This is a genomic window from Sphingobacterium sp. NGMCC 1.201703, from assembly GCF_047784615.1.
Lineage (GTDB): Bacteria > Bacteroidota > Bacteroidia > Sphingobacteriales > Sphingobacteriaceae > Sphingobacterium.
The window spans coordinates 175674-197935 of sequence record NZ_JBLOHD010000008.1 but is presented as its reverse complement, the minus strand read 5'-3'; the positions used below and the strand labels follow the sequence as shown (position 1 = coordinate 197935).

Below are 22262 nucleotides of genomic sequence, written 5' to 3'. Positions count from 1 at the left end.
AGAATTTTTGAATATAAAATCGAATATGTCAAGTACAGTAATATCGCATAGCGCTGAACATCACGATTCGCACGGACATCATCACGAGGAATCATTCATCAGAAAGTATATCTTTTCGGGTGACCACAAGATGATTGCCAAGCAATTCTTGATCACTGGTATCATCATGGCAGTTTTTGCGATGCTTTTATCAGTATTATTCCGTATCCAATTAGCATGGCCGGATAAAGAATTCCCTATATTAGAAGTATTCTTGGGTAAATGGGCTGAAGGTGGCCGTATTAAGCCAGAGTTTTTCCTTTCCTTGGTGACTATCCACGGTACTGTCATGGTATTCTTTGTGTTGACAGCAGGTTTATCGGGTACATTCAGTAACTTATTAATTCCATATCAAATCGGTGCGCGCGATATGGCGTCGCCTTTTATGAATATGTTATCTTACTGGTTGTTCTTTGTTGCATCAGTAATCATGGTTGCTTCTTTCTTTGTAGAGAGCGGTCCTGCTTCTGCTGGTTGGACAATCTATCCGCCATTATCGGCTGTACCAACTGCGATCGCCGGATCTGCGACAGGTATGACCTTGTGGTTGGTTAGTATGGTTCTATTCGTAGCTTCTCAGTTGATCGGTGGTATCAACTACGTAAGTACGATTTTGAACATGCGTACAAAAGGTATGGATCTATGGAAAATGCCTTTGACAATCTGGGCATTTTTCTTAACTGCGATCGTGGGTATGTTGTCATTCCCGGTATTGGTATCTGCAGTTGTTCTTTTGATTTTTGACCGTGCCGCTGGTACATCATTCTATTTGTCTGACTTGGTTGTACAAGGACAGATTTTACCTAATGAAGGTGGTTCCCCAATCTTGTTCCAGCACTTATTCTGGTTCTTGGGTCACCCTGAGGTATATATCGTTGTGATGCCAGCTTTAGGTTTGACTTCTGAGGTTATCGCAACAAACTCACGTAAACCAATCTTCGGTTACCACGCCATGGTTTACTCCTTGATCGGTATTACCGTATTGTCATTTATCGTATGGGGTCACCATATGTTTGTGACAGGTATGAACCCGTTCTTGGGTGGTGTGTTTATGATCACAACGTTGATTATCGCTGTTCCTTCCGCTGTTAAGGCATTTAACTACTTAGCTACGTTATGGAAAGGTAATATCCGCTTTACGCCAGCAATGATGTTTGCTATCGGTTTGGTATCTTTCTTTATCTCCGGTGGTTTAACAGGATTGTTCTTGGGTAACGCAGCATTGGATATCAACTTGCACGATACGTATTTCGTTGTAGCTCACTTCCACTTGGTAATGGGATCTGCTTCCATCTTCGGTATGCTTTGTGGTGTTTACCACTGGTATCCGAAAATGTTTGGTCGTATGATGAACACGAAACTAGGTTATTTGCACTTTTGGTTGACTTTTATCGGTGCTTACCTGGTATTCTTCCCAATGCACTTTATGGGTATTGATGGTGTACCTCGTCGTTACTATGCATTTACTGAGTTTGCTTTCATGGCAAAATGGGTATCTGTGAATCAATTGGTTACTTGGGCTGCGATTATCGCTGCTTTAGGACAGGTTGCATTTTTATGGAATTTCTTTTACTCGATCTTCTTCGGTAAGAAAGCACCACAAAATCCTTGGCAATCAAATACCTTGGAATGGACTACTCCGGTAGAACATATTCATGGTAACTGGCCGGGAGAAATTCCAACAGTACACCGTTGGCCTTACGATTACAGTAAGCCAGGTCATGGTGAGGACTTCATTCCTCAAGATGTTCCTTTCTCTGAAACGATGAGCTCGAATTTGCCTCACGATTTTGAAGGAGATGAGGAAGCTGAGCGTATCCAGGCAGAATGGAATGCGCAAAATGGTAGAAAAGACTAAAAAGATTTAATAGAATAGAGTAGGGCCGGTACCTACTCTATTTTATACAAGTTTGTATTTTAAGAGGTAGGGGTTGTATTATGTTTCCAGCGGCTGAAAAGCGATTTATAAAGACCAATTTTATTACGATTATCGTATTGTTTATGGTCATTATTGCTGGGGGTGTTGTGCGGAGTACAGGTTCAGGGATGGGCTGTCCAGACTGGCCGAAATGTTTTAACCGTATTATTCCACCCACTGATATTTCCCAATTACCACAGGGATACGAACAACATTATATTGAAGGGAGAGCAAAGAAGAATGAACGTTTCGCCAAGATTGTAGAATTTTTTGGTGATAAGGAAATGGCTTACAAGCTCCGGACAGACAAAAGTATTTTACAGCATGAGGAATTTAATGTCGCAAAAACCTGGACGGAGTATATCAATCGATTGGTAGGTGTTATTTCTGGATTCTGTTTATTGTTTACTGCAGTTTATTCTTTCACATATATAAAATCAAAAAGTTCGATCGTTGTTTGGTCAGTGGTTAATCTTTTTGTTGTGGTCGTTCAGGCCTGGTTGGGGTCGATCGTTGTATCGACCAATCTGATGCCCTGGATTATCACTGTACATATGCTCTTGGCGCTTGTGATTGTTTGTATCAGTATATATACCTACTTTAAAGCGGTTACGTTGCGTGACAAGACCATATTGGTTAATCGTTCTTTAAGTATATTAAAAGGTCTTGCGTTGATCTCCATTTTGTTGATGCTAACGCAGGTGATCGTCGGTACTGGCGTTCGGGAGGAAGTTGATCTATTGACTGGTTCCAACGTTGCCCGCGCCGAATTTATAACAGCTATTGGCCAACAATTCGAAGTACATCGATGGTTGGCATATTGTTCTTTGATTTTAGTTATTGTATTATTCTTTTTGGTCCGCACAAGTTTCAATACGGGGTCTAAGCAATTTAAATTTGCTTTAATCACATTGATCCTCGTGGGTATCCAAATGCTATCAGGAATTATCTTAGCTCGATTTGCAATACCTGCATTTGCGCAGACTACGCATCTGGTGGTTGGGACACTTTTATTTGGTGCTCAATTTTACCTGTTGTTACTGTTGAATAAGCAAAGGCATTAATTTTGAAATTCGAGATGTTTATGTTAAAAACTATGTGTTTGAATACACTGGTAGTAGGAGGTCTCTTTTAATTATGAAAGAATTTATTTCAGATTTTAAAAAGCTGGTTAAGTTAAGACTTACGTTGACGGTGGTATTTTCCGCCTCAATTGCTTTTCTGATAGGATCAAAACAACAGGGTGAAATTTTCTGGGTCAATTGGTTATTGTTGACTGTGGGTGGTTTTCTGGTAACAGGTTCTGCCAATGGTTTTAACGAAATTATCGAAAAAGATCTGGATAAATTGATGAAACGTACAGAAGATAGACCGCTACCTTCGGGTCGGATGACAACAGGTCAAGCTTTGGTATTAAGTGTCTTTATGGGCATCTTAGGTACTTTGGTATTGGTTCGCTTAAATTTTGTCGCTGGCTTACTGTCGGTTTTTTGTATCCTTCTTTATGCATTTATCTATACCCCTTTAAAAAGAAAATCACCAATAGCCGTGTTTGTAGGAGCATTCCCGGGCGCATTTCCACCATTGATTGGTTATTATGCGGCCTTTTCACAGGATGATCTGGCCTATTACAGTGGACACAACGAAGCCGCAATTATTATTATTCCCTTTGTTTTGTTCGCGATTCAGTTTTTATGGCAGTTTCCGCATTTCTGGGCAATCGCCTGGGTTGTGGATGATGACTATAAATTGGCTGGTTTTAGGTTGTTGCCGACTACAAAACGGGATAAGATATCGGCCTTTATGGTATTCATTACAGGATTGTTAATGATCCCTGCAGGATTTATACCTTATTACTTTGGCTTTGGTGGAATTTGGTTTACGATAGTGTCCGTCATAGGTGGACTGATGTTTGGGTATTATGGCTATTTGCTGTTTAAGAATTGTGATATTCCTTCGGCAAAGAAAGTGATGTTTACGTCATTCATCTATCTGCCGGTTACACAACTCGTATTATTGCTTAACTTTATTCCTTTGAAATAATGTTAGATATAAAAGCACAAACTGACGAGAAGTTAGTACAGAGAAAAGCCCAGAAATTCAACCTTTGGTTGGGTATGTTGGGGATGTTCATGATGTTTGCTGCCTTATCCAGTGGTTTCATTGTATATACGGCAAGTGGTGTGGACAAGGGAATCAAGACCTTGTTGCCAGATACGTTTGTGTATAGCACAATCGTGATCGTGGTGAGCAGTCTTGCGATGTTTTTAGCGCATAAAGCGGCTAAAAATGGTGATTCATCCAAACAGAAGTTATTATTAGTGGTAACTTTCGTTTTGGGTATCGTGTTTTTTGCATTACAGGTACATGCCTGGAATGTGTTAACAGAACGAGGTGTTTATTTTGTGAATAACAATGCGTCTCAATCTTTTATCTACATTTTTACAGGAATGCACTTGGCGCATATTATTGCGGGTTTGATCGTTTTGATTGGCGCGATTATAGGAGCGAATAAGCTTTCTAAGGACGGCAATCTTTTCCGCATGGATCTTGCCAGTATTTTTTGGCATTTTCTCGATCTTTTATGGATTTATATATATGTTTTCTTACTTTTGAATCAATAATAGTAAACAATGAGTACAACAGTATCGCAATTGGATAAGGTAAAAACTGGTCCATGGAATGGTGGAAAATCACCTTGGAACTTAGAGTATGGAAAAATCATGATGTGGTTTTTCTTGGTAGGGGATGCCTTCACATTTTCTGCATTTTTGGTTTATTACGGCGCACAACGCTTTTCTCACCCAACATGGCCTGATCCTGATAAGATTTTCCAATCTATCCCGGGTATTGCGGAGCATGGTCAACCTTTGGTATTCGTAGGTTTGATGACCTTTATTTTGATTATGTCTTCAGTGACAATGGTATTGGCTGTAGAAGCTGGACACCGCAATCAAAAAAATGAGGTTGTAAAGTGGATGTTGTGGACGATTTTGGGTGGTATCTGTTTCGTTGGCTGTCAGGCTATAGAGTGGACTCACTTACACCACATGGGATTCTGGTTTGGTAAAAACCCAGCGACAGGTTTAGAAGGTGATGCAATTAAGACGGCACTGTTACCTTACTTTACACATGATATTTCCTATACTTCGGCGTTGCAATTTGCAAACTTGTTCTTTACGATTACAGGTTTCCACGGTTTCCACGTTACAGTTGGTATTATTTTGAATATCATTGTTCTTTTCATGACGTTAAACAATACGTTCGAAAATCGTGGTTCTTACTTAATGATTGAAAAAGTAGGTTTATATTGGCACTTTGTGGATTTGGTGTGGGTATTCGTATTTACATTCTTCTACTTAATCTAATCACTGAATTAATAATTTTAGATCGCTATGTCACAATATCAAGATAATATCGCTCACGGAGAGCATGCTCACGAAGGTGGGATGGATAAGAAAGCCATCTGGAGAGTATTTGGCGTACTTTTGGCGCTTACTTGTCTAGAGTTCTTAATTGCGTTGGGTTTTGTTCACCACTGGCAGATTTTGGCCAAAGGTGCATTGGTAAATACTATTTATATTGTTTTAACTTTAGTTAAAGCATATTATATCGTTGCATTCTTTATGCACTTGAAATTCGAAAAATCGAGTTTCATTGTTACCGTATCAATCGTCTTTATTTTTATTATTTATTTTATCGTCCTGATGTTGGTTGAGGGTGGTTTCTTGGCAGGTGCTTTTCAGGAGCATCAATTGTTTCCAAACAAATAGATAAAGTGAATAATGGATAATAATACTGGACAAAAGAAAGGTATTAAAACTATATTGATCCTGGCAGTAATTCTTTTACTGCCAGGATTTTTATATTTTATACTAAATAAAAGTGGTTCCAATAGCTACGTTTCCCTACCTATTTTTGGCAAGAAGGAAGTTCCGGGGACAACACATCGCAAATGGGGACGAGATATTCCTGATACCATCTATCATACTGTTCCTTCGGTCGATTTCGTTAATTATGATGAGAAGCCGGTGAAGCTATTGGATAATGATACGACACTTTCGGTCGTTCATCTGATGTATTCGCGGGACGCGTCCTTGTCGCGAACCATGATTAAACGATTAGATCAGATTGCCAATCGTTTTATTCAGAATAAAAAGGTCAAGTTGTATTCCATTACAGTTGATACGACATACGATACGCCGGAGGTCTTAGCAAAATATGCCAAAGTTTACAAACCTTGGACCAAATCTTGGTTTTTTGTGACAGATCCTTCCGTTGATATCTTTAAATTTGCCAAAGAGAGTTTATTGCAGGATGCCATCGCAAATAACGACAAAGCGAAACCTTTTATCATTGGATCCAATTATCTTTTACTTGATACCAAGGGACGGATCAGGGGTATCTATGATATCAATGTCAAAACGGATATTGATCGTTTGGAAGATGAAATTAAATTATTGTTGGTGGAGGAGATTCGAAATCATCCGGCTAAGATAGAACAAAAGAGATAGTTAAAAACATGGAAGATAGCCTAATCAAAGAAAAAAAATATAGTACGTGGATTTGGATATTGTCAATCGTGATACCAGTCGTGGTGGCCGTATTGTTTACCGTTAACCTGCAAAAATTAGGTTACGATGTGAAGCCATTGACTTTTTTACCACCTATTTATGCAACAATCAATGGTCTCACTGCAATTTTGTTGTTCTGCGCAGTAGCCGCAATAAAAAAAGGGAACAAAACATTGCATGAGCGTTTGATTAAATGTTGCATTGCCTGTTCCCTGGCTTTCTTGGCGATGTATGTCGCTTATCACATGACTTCGATCGAAACAAAATATGGGGGTGAGGGGATTTTGCGGCCAATCTATTTCTTTATATTGATCACACATATCTTACTTTCAATTATCATTATTCCTTTTGTACTTTTTACTTTTGTAAGAGGTATCTCGGGATCTTATGCGCGACACAAAAAGTTGGCACGGATCACTTACCCGATGTGGCTTTATGTGGCTGTGACAGGCGTTATCGTCTATTTGATGATTTCACCTTATTATATCGGTTAATTTAAAAAGGAAAGGAGTGTACTTATGAAACGTATTTGGATTTATCAAGCTGATCGTATTTTGACTGCGCAGGAAAGCCAGCATATTTCGACTGAATTAGCGGCTTTTGCTGAACAATGGAAAGTCCATGGAAAACCTTTGTCTGCTTCAGCTGAGCTTCGTGATCATCTTTTTATTATCCTAAAGGTTGACGAGGATGTTGCTGCCGCTTCAGGTTGTTCTGTAGATAGCTCTGTTCGGTTTCTGAAGGGTATAGAAGAAAAGTACGGGGTACAACTCTTCGATCGCATGCAATTTGCCTATAAATCGACGAGCGGCGTCGCAGTCGTCAACCGTTCGGGGTTTGAGAAATTACTGGCCGCGGGCGAAATCGATGACAACACACTTGTGTTTGATAATACTATTACTTACGAGCATCAATTGGATAGCGCTTGGGTGGTTCCTTTTAAGGAGAGCTGGCACAAAAGATTATTTGCATAACCCAAATAACATGTATAAAAAAAACGCCTTTTCGTCAATGGCGTTTTTTTTATACTGTAGCGAGCTATCACAATCCGTATCCACAGCTGTTAATAGTCCAGATTCTATTGCTCGTAATAGCTCCTAAAAGTTCCATGATTGATCTTAACGATCAAATACTTGTGTCCCTATTCTGGAATGGTATAATGATGCATATATTTTGCAATAGCATTTGCTCTTCTATTGACATAAGACGAAGGATTACGGGCATCCCATGCACGAGGGTTCGGTAAGATAGCAATAATCAGTGCAGCCTGTTTTTTGGAAAGGTTAGTTCCATTTTTGCTAAAGTAGTATGCTGCAGCTGCATCTGCGCCATAAACTCCCTGTCCCATTTCGATGACATTGAGATAAACTTCCAGAATACGTTTTTTGCTCCAGAATGTTTCAATTAAAACGGTAAAGTAAGTCTCAAATCCTTTTCTTAACCAGGAACGCCCTGGCCATAGAAAGACGTTCTTAGCGACCTGTTGGCTGATTGTGCTTCCGCCACGGAGTTTTTTACCCTGTGCATTTTTCTTGATGGCATTTTGAATGCCTTTGAGGTCAAAACCCCAGTGGGTCATAAAGTGGGCGTCTTCCCCCGCAATGGCCGCCAGTTTTAAATTGTCCGAAAGCTCGTCGTAGCTCAGCCAGTTTTTTTCCAATTTAAATCCCTTGCCCTGTTCCTTAAGTTCAAAACCACGTTGAATCATTAACCAGGTAATAGGCGGATTAATAAAGCGCAAGCTGATTACCCAAAAAAGACTTATACCGATAAAATAAAGAACTACTCTGCTTATGATGCGGAGAATGGGTGATTTGATAGACTTCAATGGATTGAAGGAAACTTTCTTAAAGGTATTTTTTTGTTTGCTGGCTGTATTTTGCTTACCAGATCTCTTGATGGCCATGACTGAATTTTTTCGGATACAAACTTAGTGTATATTCTTGTTTAATGGAAATGATTTTATAGAGAAGTTGTGGGTATTGTTTGTCAAAGCGACGATATTATCCTATTTTTACGCTTCACAAATTTGATTTTAGAAGTTGGCAAAAGAAAAGAAAGTAACTCCGTTAATGCAGCAGTATAATGCGATCAAGATCAAGTATCCTGGAGCGTTATTGTTGTTCCGTGTTGGCGATTTTTACGAGACATTTGGTGAGGATGCAATCAAAGCGGCTCAGATTTTGGGTATCGTTTTGACCAAACGGGGGAATGGTTCGGAATCTGAAACAGCTTTAGCGGGGTTCCCGCATCACTCTTTGGAGACTTATCTCCCTAAATTGGTGCGTGCAGGTCAACGGGTAGCAATCTGTGATCAGCTGGAGGATCCCAAAACAACCAAGACGATCGTTAAACGTGGTGTTACCGAATTGGTTACTCCGGGTGTCTCTTACAATGATAATATTGTTCAACAGAAATCGAATAACTATCTCGCTTCTATTTTTACGGATAAGGATAAGATCGGTATTGCTTTTTTGGATATTTCGACGGGTGAATTTCTGGTTGCCCAGGGAAGCACATCTTATATTGACAAATTACTTCAGGGCTTCAAACCGACTGAGATCATTTTGCCAAAGAAACAGAGCAAGGATTTTATCGAGCAATTCGGAGCACATTATTACACTTATTTTTTGGATGAGTGGCCTTATACGGGTGACTATGCGACCGAAGCTTTATTGAAGCATTTTGAAGTTGCCTCCTTGAAAGGCTTTGGCGTAGACCGGATGACTGCAGGAATCGTTGCTGCTGGGGTTGCACTGCATTACCTCAATGAGACAGAGCATCGTAACCTACAGCATATATCGACACTTTCGCGGATCGAAGAGGACCGGTTTATGTGGCTCGATCGATTTACGATCCGTAATCTGGAACTGATCGGTTCGATGAATGAGAATGCCGTTACGCTATCAGATGTCCTCGATCAAACAGCAAGTCCAATGGGTGCACGGCTACTCAAGCGTTGGATCGTCATGCCGTTGAAAGATAAAAAGGGTATTCAGGAACGTTTGAACGTTGTGGATTTCTTTTTTAATAACCGTGAACTGCGGGACGACTTGATTGGTCAGATTAAGCAAGTCGGTGATCTAGAACGACTGATATCAAAAATTGGGCTCCAGAAGGCCAATCCAAGAGAGATCGTGCAATTAAAACGCGCCTTGTATGCCATTGAAAAACTGAAGGAATTGACTGACCGAAAGGACGCGCAATCTCTGGCTGTGATATCTGATCAATTGGATGCTTGTGCTGCTATCAGGGAACAAATAGAACAACAAATACAGGCTGAACCTCCAGTTGCAATCAATAAAGGTAATGTAATCGCTGCGGGAGTTGATGCTGAACTGGATCGCCTTCGTAAGATTTCTTTCGGGGGTAAGGACTATTTGCTGGAAATTCAAAAAAGGGAAGCTGAACTGACGGGTATCCCATCTTTAAAAATCGCATTCAACAATGTCTTTGGTTATTATCTTGAGGTGACCAATACACATAAAGATAAGGTTCCAACAACGTGGATACGTAAGCAAACTTTGGTGAATGCCGAACGATATATCACAGAGGAACTCAAAGAATATGAAGAGCAGATCCTTGGGGCGGAGGAAAAGATCCAGGCATTGGAAAATAGATTGTATGCTGAGCTATTGGTTGCGATTGCAGCATATATCAAACCCATTCAGCTGAATGCACAGCTTATTGCCAAGTTGGATGTTTTACTCAACTTTGCCATCGTCGCCGAAAAAAACTATTACGTCAAACCTGAAGTGAGCGATAGTAAGATTTTGGATATCAAGGGCGGACGGCACCCTGTGATCGAAAAGAATCTGCCCATAGGGGAGGACTATATCACCAACGATACTTATCTTGATCCGAAAGCGCAACAGATCATTATTATTACCGGCCCCAATATGGCGGGTAAATCGGCCCTGCTTCGTCAGACTGGCCTGATCGTATTGATGGCGCAGATCGGTTGTTTTGTCCCAGCCAAGGAAGCTAAAATAGGCTTGGTGGACAAGATATTCACCCGTGTAGGAGCTTCAGATAATTTGTCTTCCGGAGAGTCTACATTTATGGTGGAGATGAACGAAACGGCCAGTATCATGAACAATCTTTCTGATCGGAGTTTGATCCTTTTGGACGAAATTGGACGTGGAACAAGTACTTATGATGGAATTTCAATCGCTTGGGCGATAGCAGAATATTTGCATAATCATCCTGCTGCTAAAGCAAAGACCCTCTTTGCGACACACTACCATGAATTGAATGAGCTGTCAACTTCCCTTGACCGTATCAAAAATTATAATGTAACCGTAAAGGAAGTCAATAATAAAGTGATCTTTTTGCGTAAACTGGTACCGGGGGGATCCGAGCATAGTTTTGGTATCCATGTTGCCAAGCTAGCGGGGATGCCACCAAAATTATTGAACCGTGCCAATCAGATTTTAAAACGATTGGAACAGGAGCGTACTGGTGGGGAGCAGATCAAAGATAGTATGCGTAAGATTCAGAAACAGGCCTACCAATTGCAGATGTTCTCTATTGATGATCCTGTTTTAAATAAAATTCGCGATATGTTGAATAACCTTGATGTTAACTCGTTGACTCCTGTGGAAGCCTTGATGAAGCTGGATGAAATCCAGCGTTTACTAAAGAATTAACGAGCGATATAGCCGCTTGAGGAAATACCATTCATTTAGCAGTAACAACGTTTTATGCAAAATGAATGGTGTTTTTTTTTTGAATTGTCTGTTTTTTATTGAGTCGTATCTGTCATAAGATAACAATACTCTCGCTATGCTGTTTATTGGCCAGAAAGAACTTTCAGTCAATTTACAATGCTGTTGGTCTCGTGACAGCACGAACGCTTTATCTTATCTATTCCTATTATTCCTTTTGGAATCAGAATACATTTTTCAGTGTACAAACATTCCAAAAGTTTTATCTTTGGCTCATGGCGTCAATTTTTCGATTTAAACAGTTTGAAGTTGATCAATCCAATTGTGCGATGAAGATCAATACGGATGGGGTATTACTGGCATCATTGGTTGATACAGACAATGCGAAGCGTGTTTTGGATGTAGGGACAGGTACGGGGGTGATTGCCCTTATGTTGGCACAACGCTTGGTAAATAGCTGGATAGAGGCTGTGGAGATAGATGCGTTGGCCGCAGAGATGGCGAGTAGCAACTTTAGTAATTCGATTTTTGGTAGCCGCCTGGTATTACATGCCAAGTCATTTCAACAATTGCAGATAGATAAGCCCTATGATCTGATTGTATCGAACCCTCCCTTTTATACAGATTCGTTGCATAATCCCGATGCACGGAAGAAATTGGCCCGGCATACGGATCTGGATTTTTTTCAGGAACTGCTACAATTTGCATCGTCGCATTTAACTCCAGTGGGAAGATTGGTTTTGATTCTCCCTACCCAGCTTGCAGAAACCCTAACCGCATTGGCAATCGATCATGGATTGCATTGTACGGCCGAAATTCAGATAAGATCATTCGATGGGGAGCCTATTATTCGGAAGATTGTGACCCTCGGACGTATACCGTCGACAGTGCTTAAACAGCGTGAATTTGTGATTTATCAATCTAAAGGTGTTTACTCGGAATCTTACAAGAATGCCTTGGCGCCTTATTTTTTAGCTTTCTAAACTATGACAAAAATTGGACTTCTTTCGGATACCCATTCTTATTTAGATGAATCTGTATTCAAGTACTTTGCTGATTGTGATGAAATCTGGCATGCAGGGGATTTTGGCGAGGCTGATGTAGCAGACCAATTGGAAGCTTTTAAACCTTTGCGCGGGGTGTACGGAAATATAGATGGAAGGGATCTGCGGTTACGTTTTCCCGAAGATCTGCGATTTACCTGTGAGGAAGTGGAGGTTTTTATGACCCATATTGGCGGTTATCCGGGAAAGTATGCAGTAAGGATAAAGGCGGAGTTAATGGCCAATCCACCCAAATTGTTTATCACGGGACATTCCCATATTCTCAAAGTCGTGTTTGATCCCAAAATCAATTGTCTTCATCTCAACCCCGGCGCTGCAGGAAAACATGGCTGGCATAAAGTAAGAACACTCATGCGCTTTGAGATCAATAAAGATAAGATTGAAAATCTCGAAGTTATTGAGCTAAAGGACAGATAGCTAATTAAAGATCTGTTTGCAGGCTTCTATAGATCAGATTTTATTTCCTGTTCTTTCTTGATGGTAGTCCATCTTCGGGATACTGTAGTCGTAGGACAGCCTATCTTTGATGGCTTATAAGGAATCACGTACTTCCAAAAGAAAGCTTTTTAACCGCTCTAAAGAGTCCACTACGCGTTGATTTTCTTTTGCTTCTGATTTATTGTCACGGAGATAGTCTCTTGCTCCCTGCAAGGTGTAACCCTTTTCTTTGACAAGATTGAATATAATTTTGAGGTTCGCAATATCCTCCTGTGTAAAGAGACGATTGCCCTTTTTATTTTTCTTGGGTTGAAGGATATCAAATTCACGCTCATAAAAACGTATCTGGGATGCATTTACATCAAACATCTCTGTCACTTCTCCCATTGTATAATACAATTTATTTATTTCACGCTCTTTGTACGGCATATCTTCGCAATTAATCTATAGCAAACTTAATAAAAATTCCAATTCAAAAAGAAATTTTGCAATCTCTTATTTTAATTCAGGGGGAAATAAAGCCATGAATTTGAGTCGATAATAAGAAATGGTGTTTTTTATTCCGGCAGATTTTTAAAGGTGGTGAATGTCTGCTTGGTGCATTCTTGTAGTGACGGTAGATCTTGGGTTTATGCTGTTGTTATTTGTATAGGATGGTTTGCATTGTAAATGAAGGCTAAATTAGTTAAGTTTGGCTGGGTTTGAAACTTAATGTTGATCGATCGCATGATTATAGTTAGCAAATTTTGGACAAATTTATTCTCTTTTGGTAAAGCTAATGCGATTACTATCTTTCCTGTTATTTTTTTAAAATATGGTTATTTTAAAAATAACAAAGCATTAATCCGTCATGAACGCATTCATTTGCGTCAGGCGCTGGAGTTGGGGATCGTATTTTTTTACTTATGGTATCTGCTTGAATTTGTCATCCGTTTTGTTCAGCTACGAGATTTTGACAAGGCCTATCTTCATATTTCTTTTGAACGGGAAGCTTATTGCCATGAAGAAGATTCTGATTACTTGTCAAAAAGGAAGACCTGGGCATTTTGGTGCTATTTATAGGTATGAATCGATAATTAAATGATAAAAAAAGCTCCTAAAATATTTTAAGAGCTTTTTATATTTAAATTCCTTTTGTTCGTTTTATCCGACCAATTTGAGATAAGTAGCCACTTTGTCTTTTAATTGTCTACGGTCAACAATGAAGTCCAAAAATCCATGTTCAAGTACAAACTCGGATGTCTGGAATCCTTTAGGAAGATCTTTTTTAATTGTTTCTTTAATAACACGTGGGCCAGCAAATCCGATTAATGCGCCTGGCTCAGCGATATTGACATCACCTAGCATCGCATAGGATGCAGTAACGCCACCTGTTGTTGGATCTGTCAATAGACAGACATAAGGAAGGCCTGCCTGTGCCAATAACGCTAATTTAGCTGAAGTTTTTGCCATTTGCATCAAAGAGAATGCAGCTTCCATCATACGCGCACCACCTGATTTTGAAATCAACATAAATGGAATTTTATGTTCAAGACAATAATCAATCGAACGTGCTATTTTTTCTCCTACAACAGATCCCATTGATCCACCAATGAAGCTAAAGTCCATACAGGCAATCACGATGTCTTTGCCATTCATTTTTCCGTGACCTGAGCGTATTGCATCTTTCAGTCCTGTTTTTGCCTGACTTTCTTTTAAACGTTCAGGGTATGGTTTAGAATCAAAGAATTCCAGTGGATCACCAGAATTTAGATTAGGGAATAGTTCGGTAAATTCGTTATTGTCAAATAAAATTGAAAAATATTCTTTGGAGCCAATTCTTAGATGATGGTCACAATATTGACAAACATAGTCGTTTTCTACTTGTTCAAGATGCAACAATGGCTTTTTACACGTGGGACACTTGTTCCACATGCCATCTGGTGCTTCTTTTTTATTAGCGGTAGCTGTGCTAATACCAGCTTTTTCTCTTTTAAACCAACTCATACGATAGTTCTTATTCGATTACAAACTTAGATAAAAATGCTTTTATATACAATTATAATTGTGTTGAATGTAAGTGGCAGTAAATCAATAGATTTGTCTGTAAAGCTTACTTGTTGTTATTCTGATGCATGATAATAGACCAGATTAGAACGCAAATTGTTTTGTTAAAAAAAGAGTTGAAGTCAGGTGAAATAGGAGGATTGAATCAAAAATTTGGGCACAAAAAAAGGGTAAGCTACTTCTATCGCACCGCTCAACCAAATACCCTTGCTTTGTTCCCAACCTGGGGGAGTCAATGGGAGCTGGTCGTAGAAGACTTACCCGCCACAAAAGTAGAAAAAAAAATAGTTTTAGGAAAGAAAAAATGCCTTTTTATTCTAGGATGCTGATTTTCATGAGAATAAATTGTTTGGATGGCCATCTTGCAGGTTTAAATAATCCCTTAAAATGGCCAAGTGGTATTTATTATGCCTCACATCTTCCTTTTATCGTACTCACCCAACAAAGAATAGTAACCAAATAGTCCTAAACCGAGGGAAATGATCGGCGTTAATATACAAAGTATAATGATACCAAAGACCAGATCTTCTTGGTGTCCTGTTGAAATCTTAGGTAATGCCAGTTCAAAAATGGAGAAGTATGCGGTGTATATGGCCAAGATGATCCATACAATACCAAGAAGCTTTTTTAGATTATTCATGATTTGGAGGTGTTGATGTGTTGTTGATATATAGACTACCAATGATAAAGCAGACAGCGGCTATAATGATGGGGTATCCTAATCCCGCTAAATAAAATTGTGGGGTATTTGAAGCCTCCGCATTTGTGGTGAGGTAAGTGGAAACTGCGGGTAGGAGCCCTCCGAATATACCATTACCGACGTGGTAGGGCAAAGACATAGATGTATATCTGATTTTTACGGGAAATAGTTCGACCAAAAATGCCGCAATCGGTCCATATACCATCGTAATATAGATCACTTGAATAAAGATAAGGGCGACGAGCAGGATATAATTTTTACCGGCCAAATGGGTGGTTGTTTTAATCGTTTCTTTGCCTTTAAGCTCACCTGTCTGATGTAGTATTTTTGAACTTGTCATTTCTGTTCCATCGTCATATTGACTTTTGGTGACGGTAACGATGGCGGAATTTTGTTCGGTGGCTGCTGTTGTTGTTTCGTTTAATTTTGTTTTCTGTTGAACATTCGCTAGTTGATACATGGATTCGTAGATTGGACGGTAGGTCAGCACGGCAAGGAGCATCCCGCCCAACATGATCCATTTGCGGCCGACTTTATCACTAAGCCATCCAAAGACGACAAAGAAAGGTGTGCCAAGCAGCAGTGCGATACCTAAGATGGTATCCGCCTGATCGGATTGGAGATGCATGACTGTTTTCATGAAACTCATGGAATAGAATTGACCAGTGTACCAAACCACACCTTGTCCCATCGCGGCACCAAATAGGGCTAATAACACAAATTTTAGGTTATAGCGATTTCCGAAACTTTCCTTTAGCGGATTTGTACTTGTTTTTCCTTCAGCTTTAGCTTTGCTAAACTCGGGTGATTCCTTCATCTTCTTACGGATGAGGTAGGATACATATACCATAACCAATGAGAGTAAAAAAGGGACACGCCAGCCCCAACTGTCGAACTGGGTTTCACTCAGAAAGCTCTTGGTTAAAAGAATTACCACCAGCGATATAAATAGGCCAAATGTGGCGGTCGTCTGTATCCAGGATGTCCAATAACCACGTTGCCCCACCGGCGCATGTTCTGCAACATAAGTGGCAGCGCCACCATATTCACCTCCCAAAGCAAGGCCTTGTAAGAGCCGTAGAATCAGAACAATTAATGGTGCCCAGAAACCGATGCTTGCATAACTTGGGATACAGCCGATCAAAAATGTTGCACCACCCATGAGCATCAGTGTGACCATAAAGGTGTATTTGCGTCCTATGATATCGCCTAATCGACCAAAAAACAACGCGCCGAAGGGACGTACGACAAATCCAGCAGCAAAAGTGGCTAAGGTAGATAGAAAAGCCGCTGTCGGATTGTCGGCAGGAAAAAACTTGGTGGAAATTACGATGGAGAGGCTTCCGAAAATAAAAAAATCATACCATTCGATAAGTGTCCCCATCGATGAGGCTCCGATGACCTTCCAGATGCTCTTTGTACTGTTGTCGTTCATTAATAATTGGTTTAGTGTTATGCTTACTTACTTACTTACTTACTTACTTACTTACTTACTTCAGAAATCTAATTGTCTTATTTAATATCTTGTTAGGATAATGCGTTGAAAACCTATTTTGTTGCTACGAGTGCTTGCCCAATTGATTTGTAGACTTTTCCGGGCAGTGAATGGATCAATGATTGCATTTCCAATTCCAACAAGACCAGCGCCAATTTACTCTGAGGCCATTGGAGTTGCTCAATCATTTGATTCAGCTCCAGTTGTCCCGTTGCATGAATGAGGTTAAAAACACGTTCCTGGTCTTTGTCTAACTTAAAGGGAAGTGCTAATTGTTGGTTGGCATCATTGTTTTTACGGATTTCCCAATTCATCAGGTATTCGAGATCCTGTACATGCCTGATCATATGTGCCCGATTTGTTTTGATCAGATAGTTGGTTCCCTCGCTACTCTTTTCGTAAAGGGATCCAGGAAATGCGCATACATCTCTATTATAGCTATTTGCTATTTCGGCTGTAATCAGCGCTCCGCCTTTGATCGCAGCTTCCACCACAATTGTAACATCGGCCATTCCTGCAATAATGCGGTTACGCATCGGGAAATTAACCCGCTCAGGTATGGTTTCAGATGTAAATTCGGTCAATAATCCTCCCTGTTCGAGCATCTTTGATGCAAGCTCACGGTGGGACGCAGGATATATGCGGTCCAGTCCATGGCCGAGTACTGCAACCGTTGGTATATTGTTCTTTAGGGCATTACGATGTGCCAATGCATCAATACCATACGCAAGCCCACTGACAATCAGTAGATCTTGATTTTCATTTAAGCCCTGCATAAAGTCTTCGCATAGTTGCTGCCCATAATGAGTTGCGTGTCTCGTCCCGACGATACTGATCACTTTGGTTGAGTTTAGTGCGGCATGTCCCTTATAATATAACATGAGTGGAGCATCATCACATTGTTTGAGTCGATCGGGGTAGTCCTTATCCTCGATCCATAAGGCTTTGATGCGATGTTTATCAATAAAAGCGAGTTCTTTTTCGCAGGCTTCTAGGTATGTTTTGTTGCAGATTGCGTCTGCAATTGATTCCCGTACGCCGGGGATTTGCATCAGATCTTTTTTTGAATAGGAAAATAAATCCGCTAAGCTTTCACTATGGGCCATGATGCTACGGGCTGTTCTAGGGCCAATGCCCTTGATCTTAGTCAAAGCTATGGGATAAATTAGTTTCATAATCGGTGTTTTAAATATAGTGAAAATTTATAACTTCTTGTATGACTTTTCGTTAGAATGAAAATCATTTTGAAGGTTATTCTTATTAACATGTATTGTCTTTGATAGGAAGACGATGGGGAGGTAGTGAGACTATGACACATTCTTTGGATTTCATAAAAGGGATGAGCTGTTGAATAATGTAAGGTATATTTGAAACGGGAATATTTAATTGTGTTAGTGGTGCAATTTGCGAACTTTCTTTTATGGGGAAGAAATTGAGGCCCTGTTTGGAAAGAATGTGCTGGATTTGGTAGCTTTGCTTGATTAACAATATTTTTAGCATGGAAATGAAAGAACCTTTTGATATCGAGTTAGGTGACGTGATTTATTCTGTTTTTCCGGAAGAGGAAGATACCTATGTAGTCTTTAAAGATGGAATGGAATATGTGAAAATTATTAAGGATACGGATACGACTTGGTTGAAACTGAATCCTGAAACTGAGTTGCCAATGTTCGGCATGGACGAAGAGATTAACCTGATCGGTGAGGAGATCAAAAAAGAACTGGGGCAATAAGTCGTATAAGTTAAAGATCGTTAAAGTCATTTCGGCCTTATTTCCTGTTGATTATCTTAGGGTAATCAATTATAGATATGGCACGTATTGGTTTCCTGTTTTTAGTCGCTTTTTGCGTTTATTTTGCTTGTGATCGGCCGGTTTTCGCTCAGCCTGTAGAATTCGTTTTGCAGGATACCGTAAAAAAGAAGAATGGAAAAGATACGCTTCGGTTAGATACAGTCCAGGTGAAGCGTAAAAATGAACTCACTATAAAGTGGTTCCGTGAGCACGATCGGTATGAGAAGATCGCTTATATACATAAGTGCCTAATATATTATCTAGATTCTGTAGACATTATCCATAGGCGACTTCAGTTTCCTATGGGTAATGCAAAACTTTAACTACATCGGTACGTATACCAAGTATTTCGTATCGAAAAAATCTTCCTTAAAGTAGCTCGAGAGCGGGTGCAATTCGGCTTTTAATTTGGATTCTCTGATTTCTTCACTGAGGTCGCCACCTTTCAGATATAGAATTCCGTTCGGGATTCCATTTTTATCTTTCTTTACAAATTTATTTCGGATCCAGGGGGTGAACTCTCCAAGTCTGGTTACTGCCCGAGAGATGACAAAATCATATTTATCGTCCAATTGTTCTGCGCGAATGTGGTCAGCTTCAACATTCTTAAGGCCAAGCGCTGCAGCCACTTCTCGAACTACCTTGATTTTTTTTCCGATAGAATCCACTAAATGAAACTTAACTTCTGGAAACAGGATCGCCATGGGAATACCCGGAAAACCGCCGCCGGTTCCGACATCTAAAACCTGTGTTCCTGGAGCTAGCTCCTGTACAAATTTGGCAATGCCCAATGAATGTAAGACATGGTGAAGGTATAGACTATCGATGTCCTTACGTGAAATTACATTGATCTGACTATTCCATAAAGTATAGAGGTCTGCAAGTTTGGCAAACTGCTCTTTCTGTGTATCCGTTAATTTCGGGAAATAGCTGTATATGATATCGACTGTAGGATTCAAAATGTGATGTTTTAAGGGTGAATTATTTCCAGCTTATTTTTTTCTTCTTTCGGCTGAACAAACCATTGATGCAAATATAGAAATAGTAGATGAAGTCTACCAAGGGAAGCCACCAAATCAGCTCTTTCACTTCGAGTTTCTTGTAAATAGTTGTAAAAACGGCCCATTGGGCGAATAGTCTCAATAGGTAAGCCGTAAGGGGGACATACCAAAAAGAAGGGAACGCAATAGCCACCGCAATTAGGGTTAGGTAGAACAATACAGCAGATACCAGTTGTGTGCCCAGCATGCGTTGGTGACGTTTTCTATAAATAGTAGAGGCACCTGAATGTCTTGCTTTTTGTTTATAGTAGCTTTTCCAAGTTGTTTTGGGTACGGAGTAAACAATAGCGGCCGGTGAAAGGGCGATATTGACATTTATCGCTGTTGCATTTTGATTGACAAAAAGATCATCGTCACCTGATTTAATATGCATGTGAGCTGCAAATCCTTTGTTGCGAAAGAAGAGCTCTTTCTTGTAGGCCATGTTGCGGCCCACGCCCATATAAGCATCTCCTTTGAGTGCATAGGCGAGGTAACTCATGGCTGTGTGGCTCGTTTCGAACCGGATTAAGAGATTGAGTAGCCCTCTTTTCTTAAAATAAGGTGAATAGCCCAATACGATTTCGGTCTCGGGTCTAAAGGCAGAAGCAACCTCTTTCAGCCATTGATCAGATTGGGGAGCGCAATCTGCATCTGTAAATACCAAGGTCTCATATTTTGAAGCCTTGATCCCCATACTTACTGCGAATTTTTTGCCATGTTTCAATCGGATATGTTCCTTGATCTCAACAACCTTTAAATGGGCATATTGTTCATCAAACTCCTGCAATACCCAAGGGGTTTCATCTGTCGAGAAATCGTTGACGACAATAACTTCGAAATTCGGATAATCTTGATTTAGGATACTGGGGAGGAATTCCCGAAGATTATCCTGTTCATTGTGCGCACAGATAATGACAGATAGGGGCGGAAGATCAGATTCCGTTTGGTTAGATTCAATTTGGTACCTGCTCAATTTGCTGTAAACAAATAAGATGTAATATAATTGTGCCAATAGGAAAAGACCTAATATTCCAAATACAATATATGGAAGATTGGCCAAAAATACATGTAGGTCAAGCATAGCCCACAAAGATAAGCGCAATCATAATCTTTTTATAAAGGAAAATGATAATTTATTCCCGAAACATCCTGTTTGCAAATCTTTTTATAGTATTTTTGCAACATATTTTAGGAAAAGACGGATGTCAATATACACGCTAGCGGAACCATATTCCCGTCGTTGAAAACAGTCTCGCGGTATTAATGGAAAAATATATACGGAGGTCAGTCTACTAAAATGAACTTAGTCTCAGAGGAAAATATTAATGAAATTTACGCTACAAGCACAAGATACACTATCAAAAGCACGTGCGGGTGTTGTCGAAACTGCACACGGTCCCATTCAAACTCCAATCTTTATGCCTGTTGGCACCGCTGGTACGGTGAAGGCCATTCATCAGCATGAGTTGAAAAATGATATTGAAGCACAGATTATTCTAGGGAATACCTATCATCTTTATCTTCGTCCGGGATTGAATGTATTGAACAAGGCTGGCGGATTGCATAAGTTTAATGGTTGGGACCGTCCGATTTTGACAGATTCCGGAGGTTATCAAGTCTATTCCTTGACAGAAGTGCGTAAGATTAAAGAAGAGGGAGTAACTTTCCGTTCGCATATTGATGGTTCAAAACATCTTTTTACGCCTGAAAATGTAATGGATACGCAGCGTGTTATCGGTGCGGATATCATTATGGCATTTGATGAATGCACGCCTTACCCATGTGATTATGGTTATGCACGTCGTTCATTGGATATGACTCATCGTTGGTTGAAACGTTGTGTCGATCGTTTTGATAGTACGGATCCCCTTTATGGATATGATCAGACATTATTTCCTATTGTGCAGGGATCAGTTTATAAAGATTTAAGGATAAAATCCGCAGAGACAATAGCATCCTTTAATCGCGATGGAAATGCAATTGGTGGATTATCCGTGGGTGAACCGGCAGAGGAAATGTATGCAATGACCGAAGTGGTCTGTGATATTTTACCTAAAGAAAAACCGCGTTATCTAATGGGGGTAGGCACGCCTGTGAATATCCTGGAAAATATCGCTTTGGGAGTTGATATGTTTGACTGTGTGATGCCAACGCGTAATGCGCGGAATGGTATGCTCTTTACACAAAACGGGATCATCAATATCAAGAATGAAAAATGGAAGGATGATTTCTCGCCTATTGAAGCGGAAAGTGATTTACATGCCGATCAATTCTATTCAAAGGCTTATTTACGGCATCTGATAAAATCTCAGGAAATTTTGGGCGCGCAAATCGCTTCATTACACAATTTACATTTTTATCTTTGGTTGGTCAATCAAGCCCGTGAGAAAATCATCGACGGAACATTCTATGACTGGAAAAATAAAATGGTGAAAATTTTGGATCAGCGTTTGTAATAGCGTCAAATAAAAAATAAAATATAGATA

Annotated in this window: 23 protein-coding genes and 1 other RNA gene; 15 read left to right on the top strand and 9 right to left on the bottom strand. The window is 40.0% G+C overall.

Annotation, left to right across the window (positions count from 1 at the left end):
- Positions 1 to 25: 25 nt before the first annotated feature.
- The 9 genes from ACK8HY_RS18105 (at position 26) to ACK8HY_RS18065 (ending at position 7505) form a co-directional block, all read left to right on the top strand.
- On the top strand, positions 26 to 1897 hold the full coding sequence (locus tag ACK8HY_RS18105) for a cytochrome c oxidase subunit I (protein WP_343563417.1): 1872 nt from the start codon (positions 26 to 28) through the stop codon (positions 1895 to 1897).
- An 80-nt stretch (positions 1898 to 1977) separates the two neighbouring features.
- Positions 1978 to 3021 (top strand): COX15/CtaA family protein, encoded by a 1044-nt coding sequence (locus ACK8HY_RS18100; protein ID WP_077437915.1) that lies wholly within the window; start codon positions 1978 to 1980, stop codon positions 3019 to 3021.
- Positions 3022 to 3094: 73 nt separating this feature from the next.
- Complete coding sequence (gene cyoE / locus ACK8HY_RS18095; RefSeq protein ID WP_077437914.1) at positions 3095 to 4000, top strand: heme o synthase; 906 nt, start codon at positions 3095 to 3097, stop codon at positions 3998 to 4000.
- A complete protein-coding gene (locus tag ACK8HY_RS18090; protein WP_077437913.1) occupies positions 4000 to 4581 on the top strand; it encodes a cytochrome c oxidase subunit 3 in 582 nt (193 codons plus the stop codon). The genes cyoE and ACK8HY_RS18090 overlap by 1 nt, the downstream gene beginning before the upstream one ends.
- Before the next feature lie 9 nt (positions 4582 to 4590).
- Positions 4591 to 5325: a cytochrome c oxidase subunit 3 gene (locus tag ACK8HY_RS18085; RefSeq protein WP_077437912.1), complete on the top strand. Its 735-nt coding sequence runs from the start codon at positions 4591 to 4593 to the stop codon at positions 5323 to 5325.
- Positions 5326 to 5352: 27 nt separating this feature from the next.
- Positions 5353 to 5730 carry a cytochrome C oxidase subunit IV family protein gene (locus tag ACK8HY_RS18080; protein WP_077437911.1) on the top strand — a complete coding sequence of 126 codons (378 nt, stop codon included), beginning with the start codon at positions 5353 to 5355 and terminating at the stop codon, positions 5728 to 5730.
- 12 nt (positions 5731 to 5742) lie between these two features.
- Positions 5743 to 6471 (top strand): SCO family protein, encoded by a 729-nt coding sequence (locus ACK8HY_RS18075; protein WP_077437910.1) that lies wholly within the window; start codon positions 5743 to 5745, stop codon positions 6469 to 6471.
- 8 nt (positions 6472 to 6479) lie between these two features.
- Entirely contained in the window at positions 6480 to 7025 is a 546-nt protein-coding gene (locus tag ACK8HY_RS18070) for a DUF420 domain-containing protein (protein WP_077437909.1), read from the top strand.
- A gap of 24 nt (positions 7026 to 7049) precedes the next feature.
- Complete coding sequence (locus ACK8HY_RS18065; RefSeq protein ID WP_077437908.1) at positions 7050 to 7505, top strand: ABC transporter ATPase; 456 nt, start codon at positions 7050 to 7052, stop codon at positions 7503 to 7505.
- A 167-nt stretch (positions 7506 to 7672) separates the two neighbouring features.
- On the opposite strand, the gene mtgA is transcribed toward ACK8HY_RS18065, so the two are convergent.
- Positions 7673 to 8437: a monofunctional biosynthetic peptidoglycan transglycosylase gene (gene mtgA / locus ACK8HY_RS18060; RefSeq protein WP_077437907.1), complete on the bottom strand. Its 765-nt coding sequence runs from the start codon at positions 8435 to 8437 to the stop codon at positions 7673 to 7675.
- Positions 8438 to 8573: 136 nt separating this feature from the next.
- Between mtgA and mutS the strand changes: the two genes are divergently transcribed.
- The 3 genes from mutS (at position 8574) to ACK8HY_RS18045 (ending at position 12679) form a co-directional block, all read left to right on the top strand.
- Positions 8574 to 11180: a DNA mismatch repair protein MutS gene (mutS, locus tag ACK8HY_RS18055; RefSeq protein WP_416134396.1), complete on the top strand. Its 2607-nt coding sequence runs from the start codon at positions 8574 to 8576 to the stop codon at positions 11178 to 11180.
- Positions 11181 to 11473: 293 nt separating this feature from the next.
- Entirely contained in the window at positions 11474 to 12181 is a 708-nt protein-coding gene (locus tag ACK8HY_RS18050) for a tRNA1(Val) (adenine(37)-N6)-methyltransferase (RefSeq protein ID WP_139351210.1), read from the top strand.
- 3 nt (positions 12182 to 12184) lie between these two features.
- Entirely contained in the window at positions 12185 to 12679 is a 495-nt protein-coding gene (locus ACK8HY_RS18045) for a metallophosphoesterase family protein (protein ID WP_077437904.1), read from the top strand.
- Positions 12680 to 12793: 114 nt separating this feature from the next.
- Here ACK8HY_RS18045 and ACK8HY_RS18040 read toward each other — a convergent pair whose 3' ends face one another.
- Positions 12794 to 13129 (bottom strand): MerR family transcriptional regulator, encoded by a 336-nt coding sequence (locus ACK8HY_RS18040; protein ID WP_077437903.1) that lies wholly within the window; start codon positions 13127 to 13129, stop codon positions 12794 to 12796.
- Positions 13130 to 13426: 297 nt separating this feature from the next.
- Here ACK8HY_RS18040 and ACK8HY_RS18035 point away from each other — a divergent pair, with 297 nt between their 5' ends.
- Complete coding sequence (locus ACK8HY_RS18035; protein ID WP_077438040.1) at positions 13427 to 13762, top strand: hypothetical protein; 336 nt, start codon at positions 13427 to 13429, stop codon at positions 13760 to 13762.
- 81 nt (positions 13763 to 13843) lie between these two features.
- Here the strand turns inward: ACK8HY_RS18035 and accD are convergent, their stop codons facing one another.
- The 5 genes from accD to dprA all read right to left on the bottom strand — a co-directional run bounded on the left by accD (position 13844) and on the right by dprA (position 18116).
- On the bottom strand, positions 13844 to 14686 hold the full coding sequence (gene accD / locus ACK8HY_RS18030; protein ID WP_077437902.1) for an acetyl-CoA carboxylase, carboxyltransferase subunit beta: 843 nt from the start codon (positions 14684 to 14686) through the stop codon (positions 13844 to 13846).
- 225 nt (positions 14687 to 14911) lie between these two features.
- Positions 14912 to 15009, bottom strand: an RNA gene (gene ffs, locus ACK8HY_RS18025) — signal recognition particle sRNA small type.
- A gap of 149 nt (positions 15010 to 15158) precedes the next feature.
- Positions 15159 to 15386, bottom strand: coding sequence for a DUF6814 family protein (locus tag ACK8HY_RS18020; protein ID WP_077437901.1), 228 nt, complete (start codon positions 15384 to 15386; stop codon positions 15159 to 15161).
- Complete coding sequence (locus ACK8HY_RS18015; protein WP_416134395.1) at positions 15379 to 16881, bottom strand: MFS transporter; 1503 nt, start codon at positions 16879 to 16881, stop codon at positions 15379 to 15381. The genes ACK8HY_RS18020 and ACK8HY_RS18015 overlap by 8 nt, the downstream gene beginning before the upstream one ends.
- Positions 16882 to 16994: 113 nt before the next feature.
- Positions 16995 to 18116 (bottom strand): DNA-processing protein DprA, encoded by a 1122-nt coding sequence (dprA, locus tag ACK8HY_RS18010; RefSeq protein ID WP_416134394.1) that lies wholly within the window; start codon positions 18114 to 18116, stop codon positions 16995 to 16997.
- 323 nt (positions 18117 to 18439) lie between these two features.
- On the opposite strand from dprA, the gene ACK8HY_RS18005 reads away from it, so the two are divergent.
- The gene (locus ACK8HY_RS18005; RefSeq protein ID WP_077437897.1) at positions 18440 to 18673 is read left to right on the top strand and encodes a hypothetical protein; all 234 of its coding nucleotides are present in this window, start codon (positions 18440 to 18442) and stop codon (positions 18671 to 18673) included.
- A gap of 383 nt (positions 18674 to 19056) precedes the next feature.
- Here the strand turns inward: ACK8HY_RS18005 and rsmG are convergent, their stop codons facing one another.
- Together rsmG and ACK8HY_RS17995 are read right to left on the bottom strand one after the other, a co-directional pair.
- Entirely contained in the window at positions 19057 to 19692 is a 636-nt protein-coding gene (gene rsmG / locus ACK8HY_RS18000) for a 16S rRNA (guanine(527)-N(7))-methyltransferase RsmG (RefSeq protein WP_416134393.1), read from the bottom strand.
- 22 nt (positions 19693 to 19714) lie between these two features.
- Positions 19715 to 20857 (bottom strand): glycosyltransferase, encoded by a 1143-nt coding sequence (locus ACK8HY_RS17995; RefSeq protein ID WP_416134392.1) that lies wholly within the window; start codon positions 20855 to 20857, stop codon positions 19715 to 19717.
- Positions 20858 to 21101: 244 nt separating this feature from the next.
- On the opposite strand from ACK8HY_RS17995, the gene tgt reads away from it, so the two are divergent.
- Complete coding sequence (gene tgt, locus ACK8HY_RS17990) at positions 21102 to 22232, top strand: tRNA guanosine(34) transglycosylase Tgt (RefSeq protein ID WP_416134391.1); 1131 nt, start codon at positions 21102 to 21104, stop codon at positions 22230 to 22232.
- The last annotated feature ends 30 nt before the right edge of the window (positions 22233 to 22262 follow it).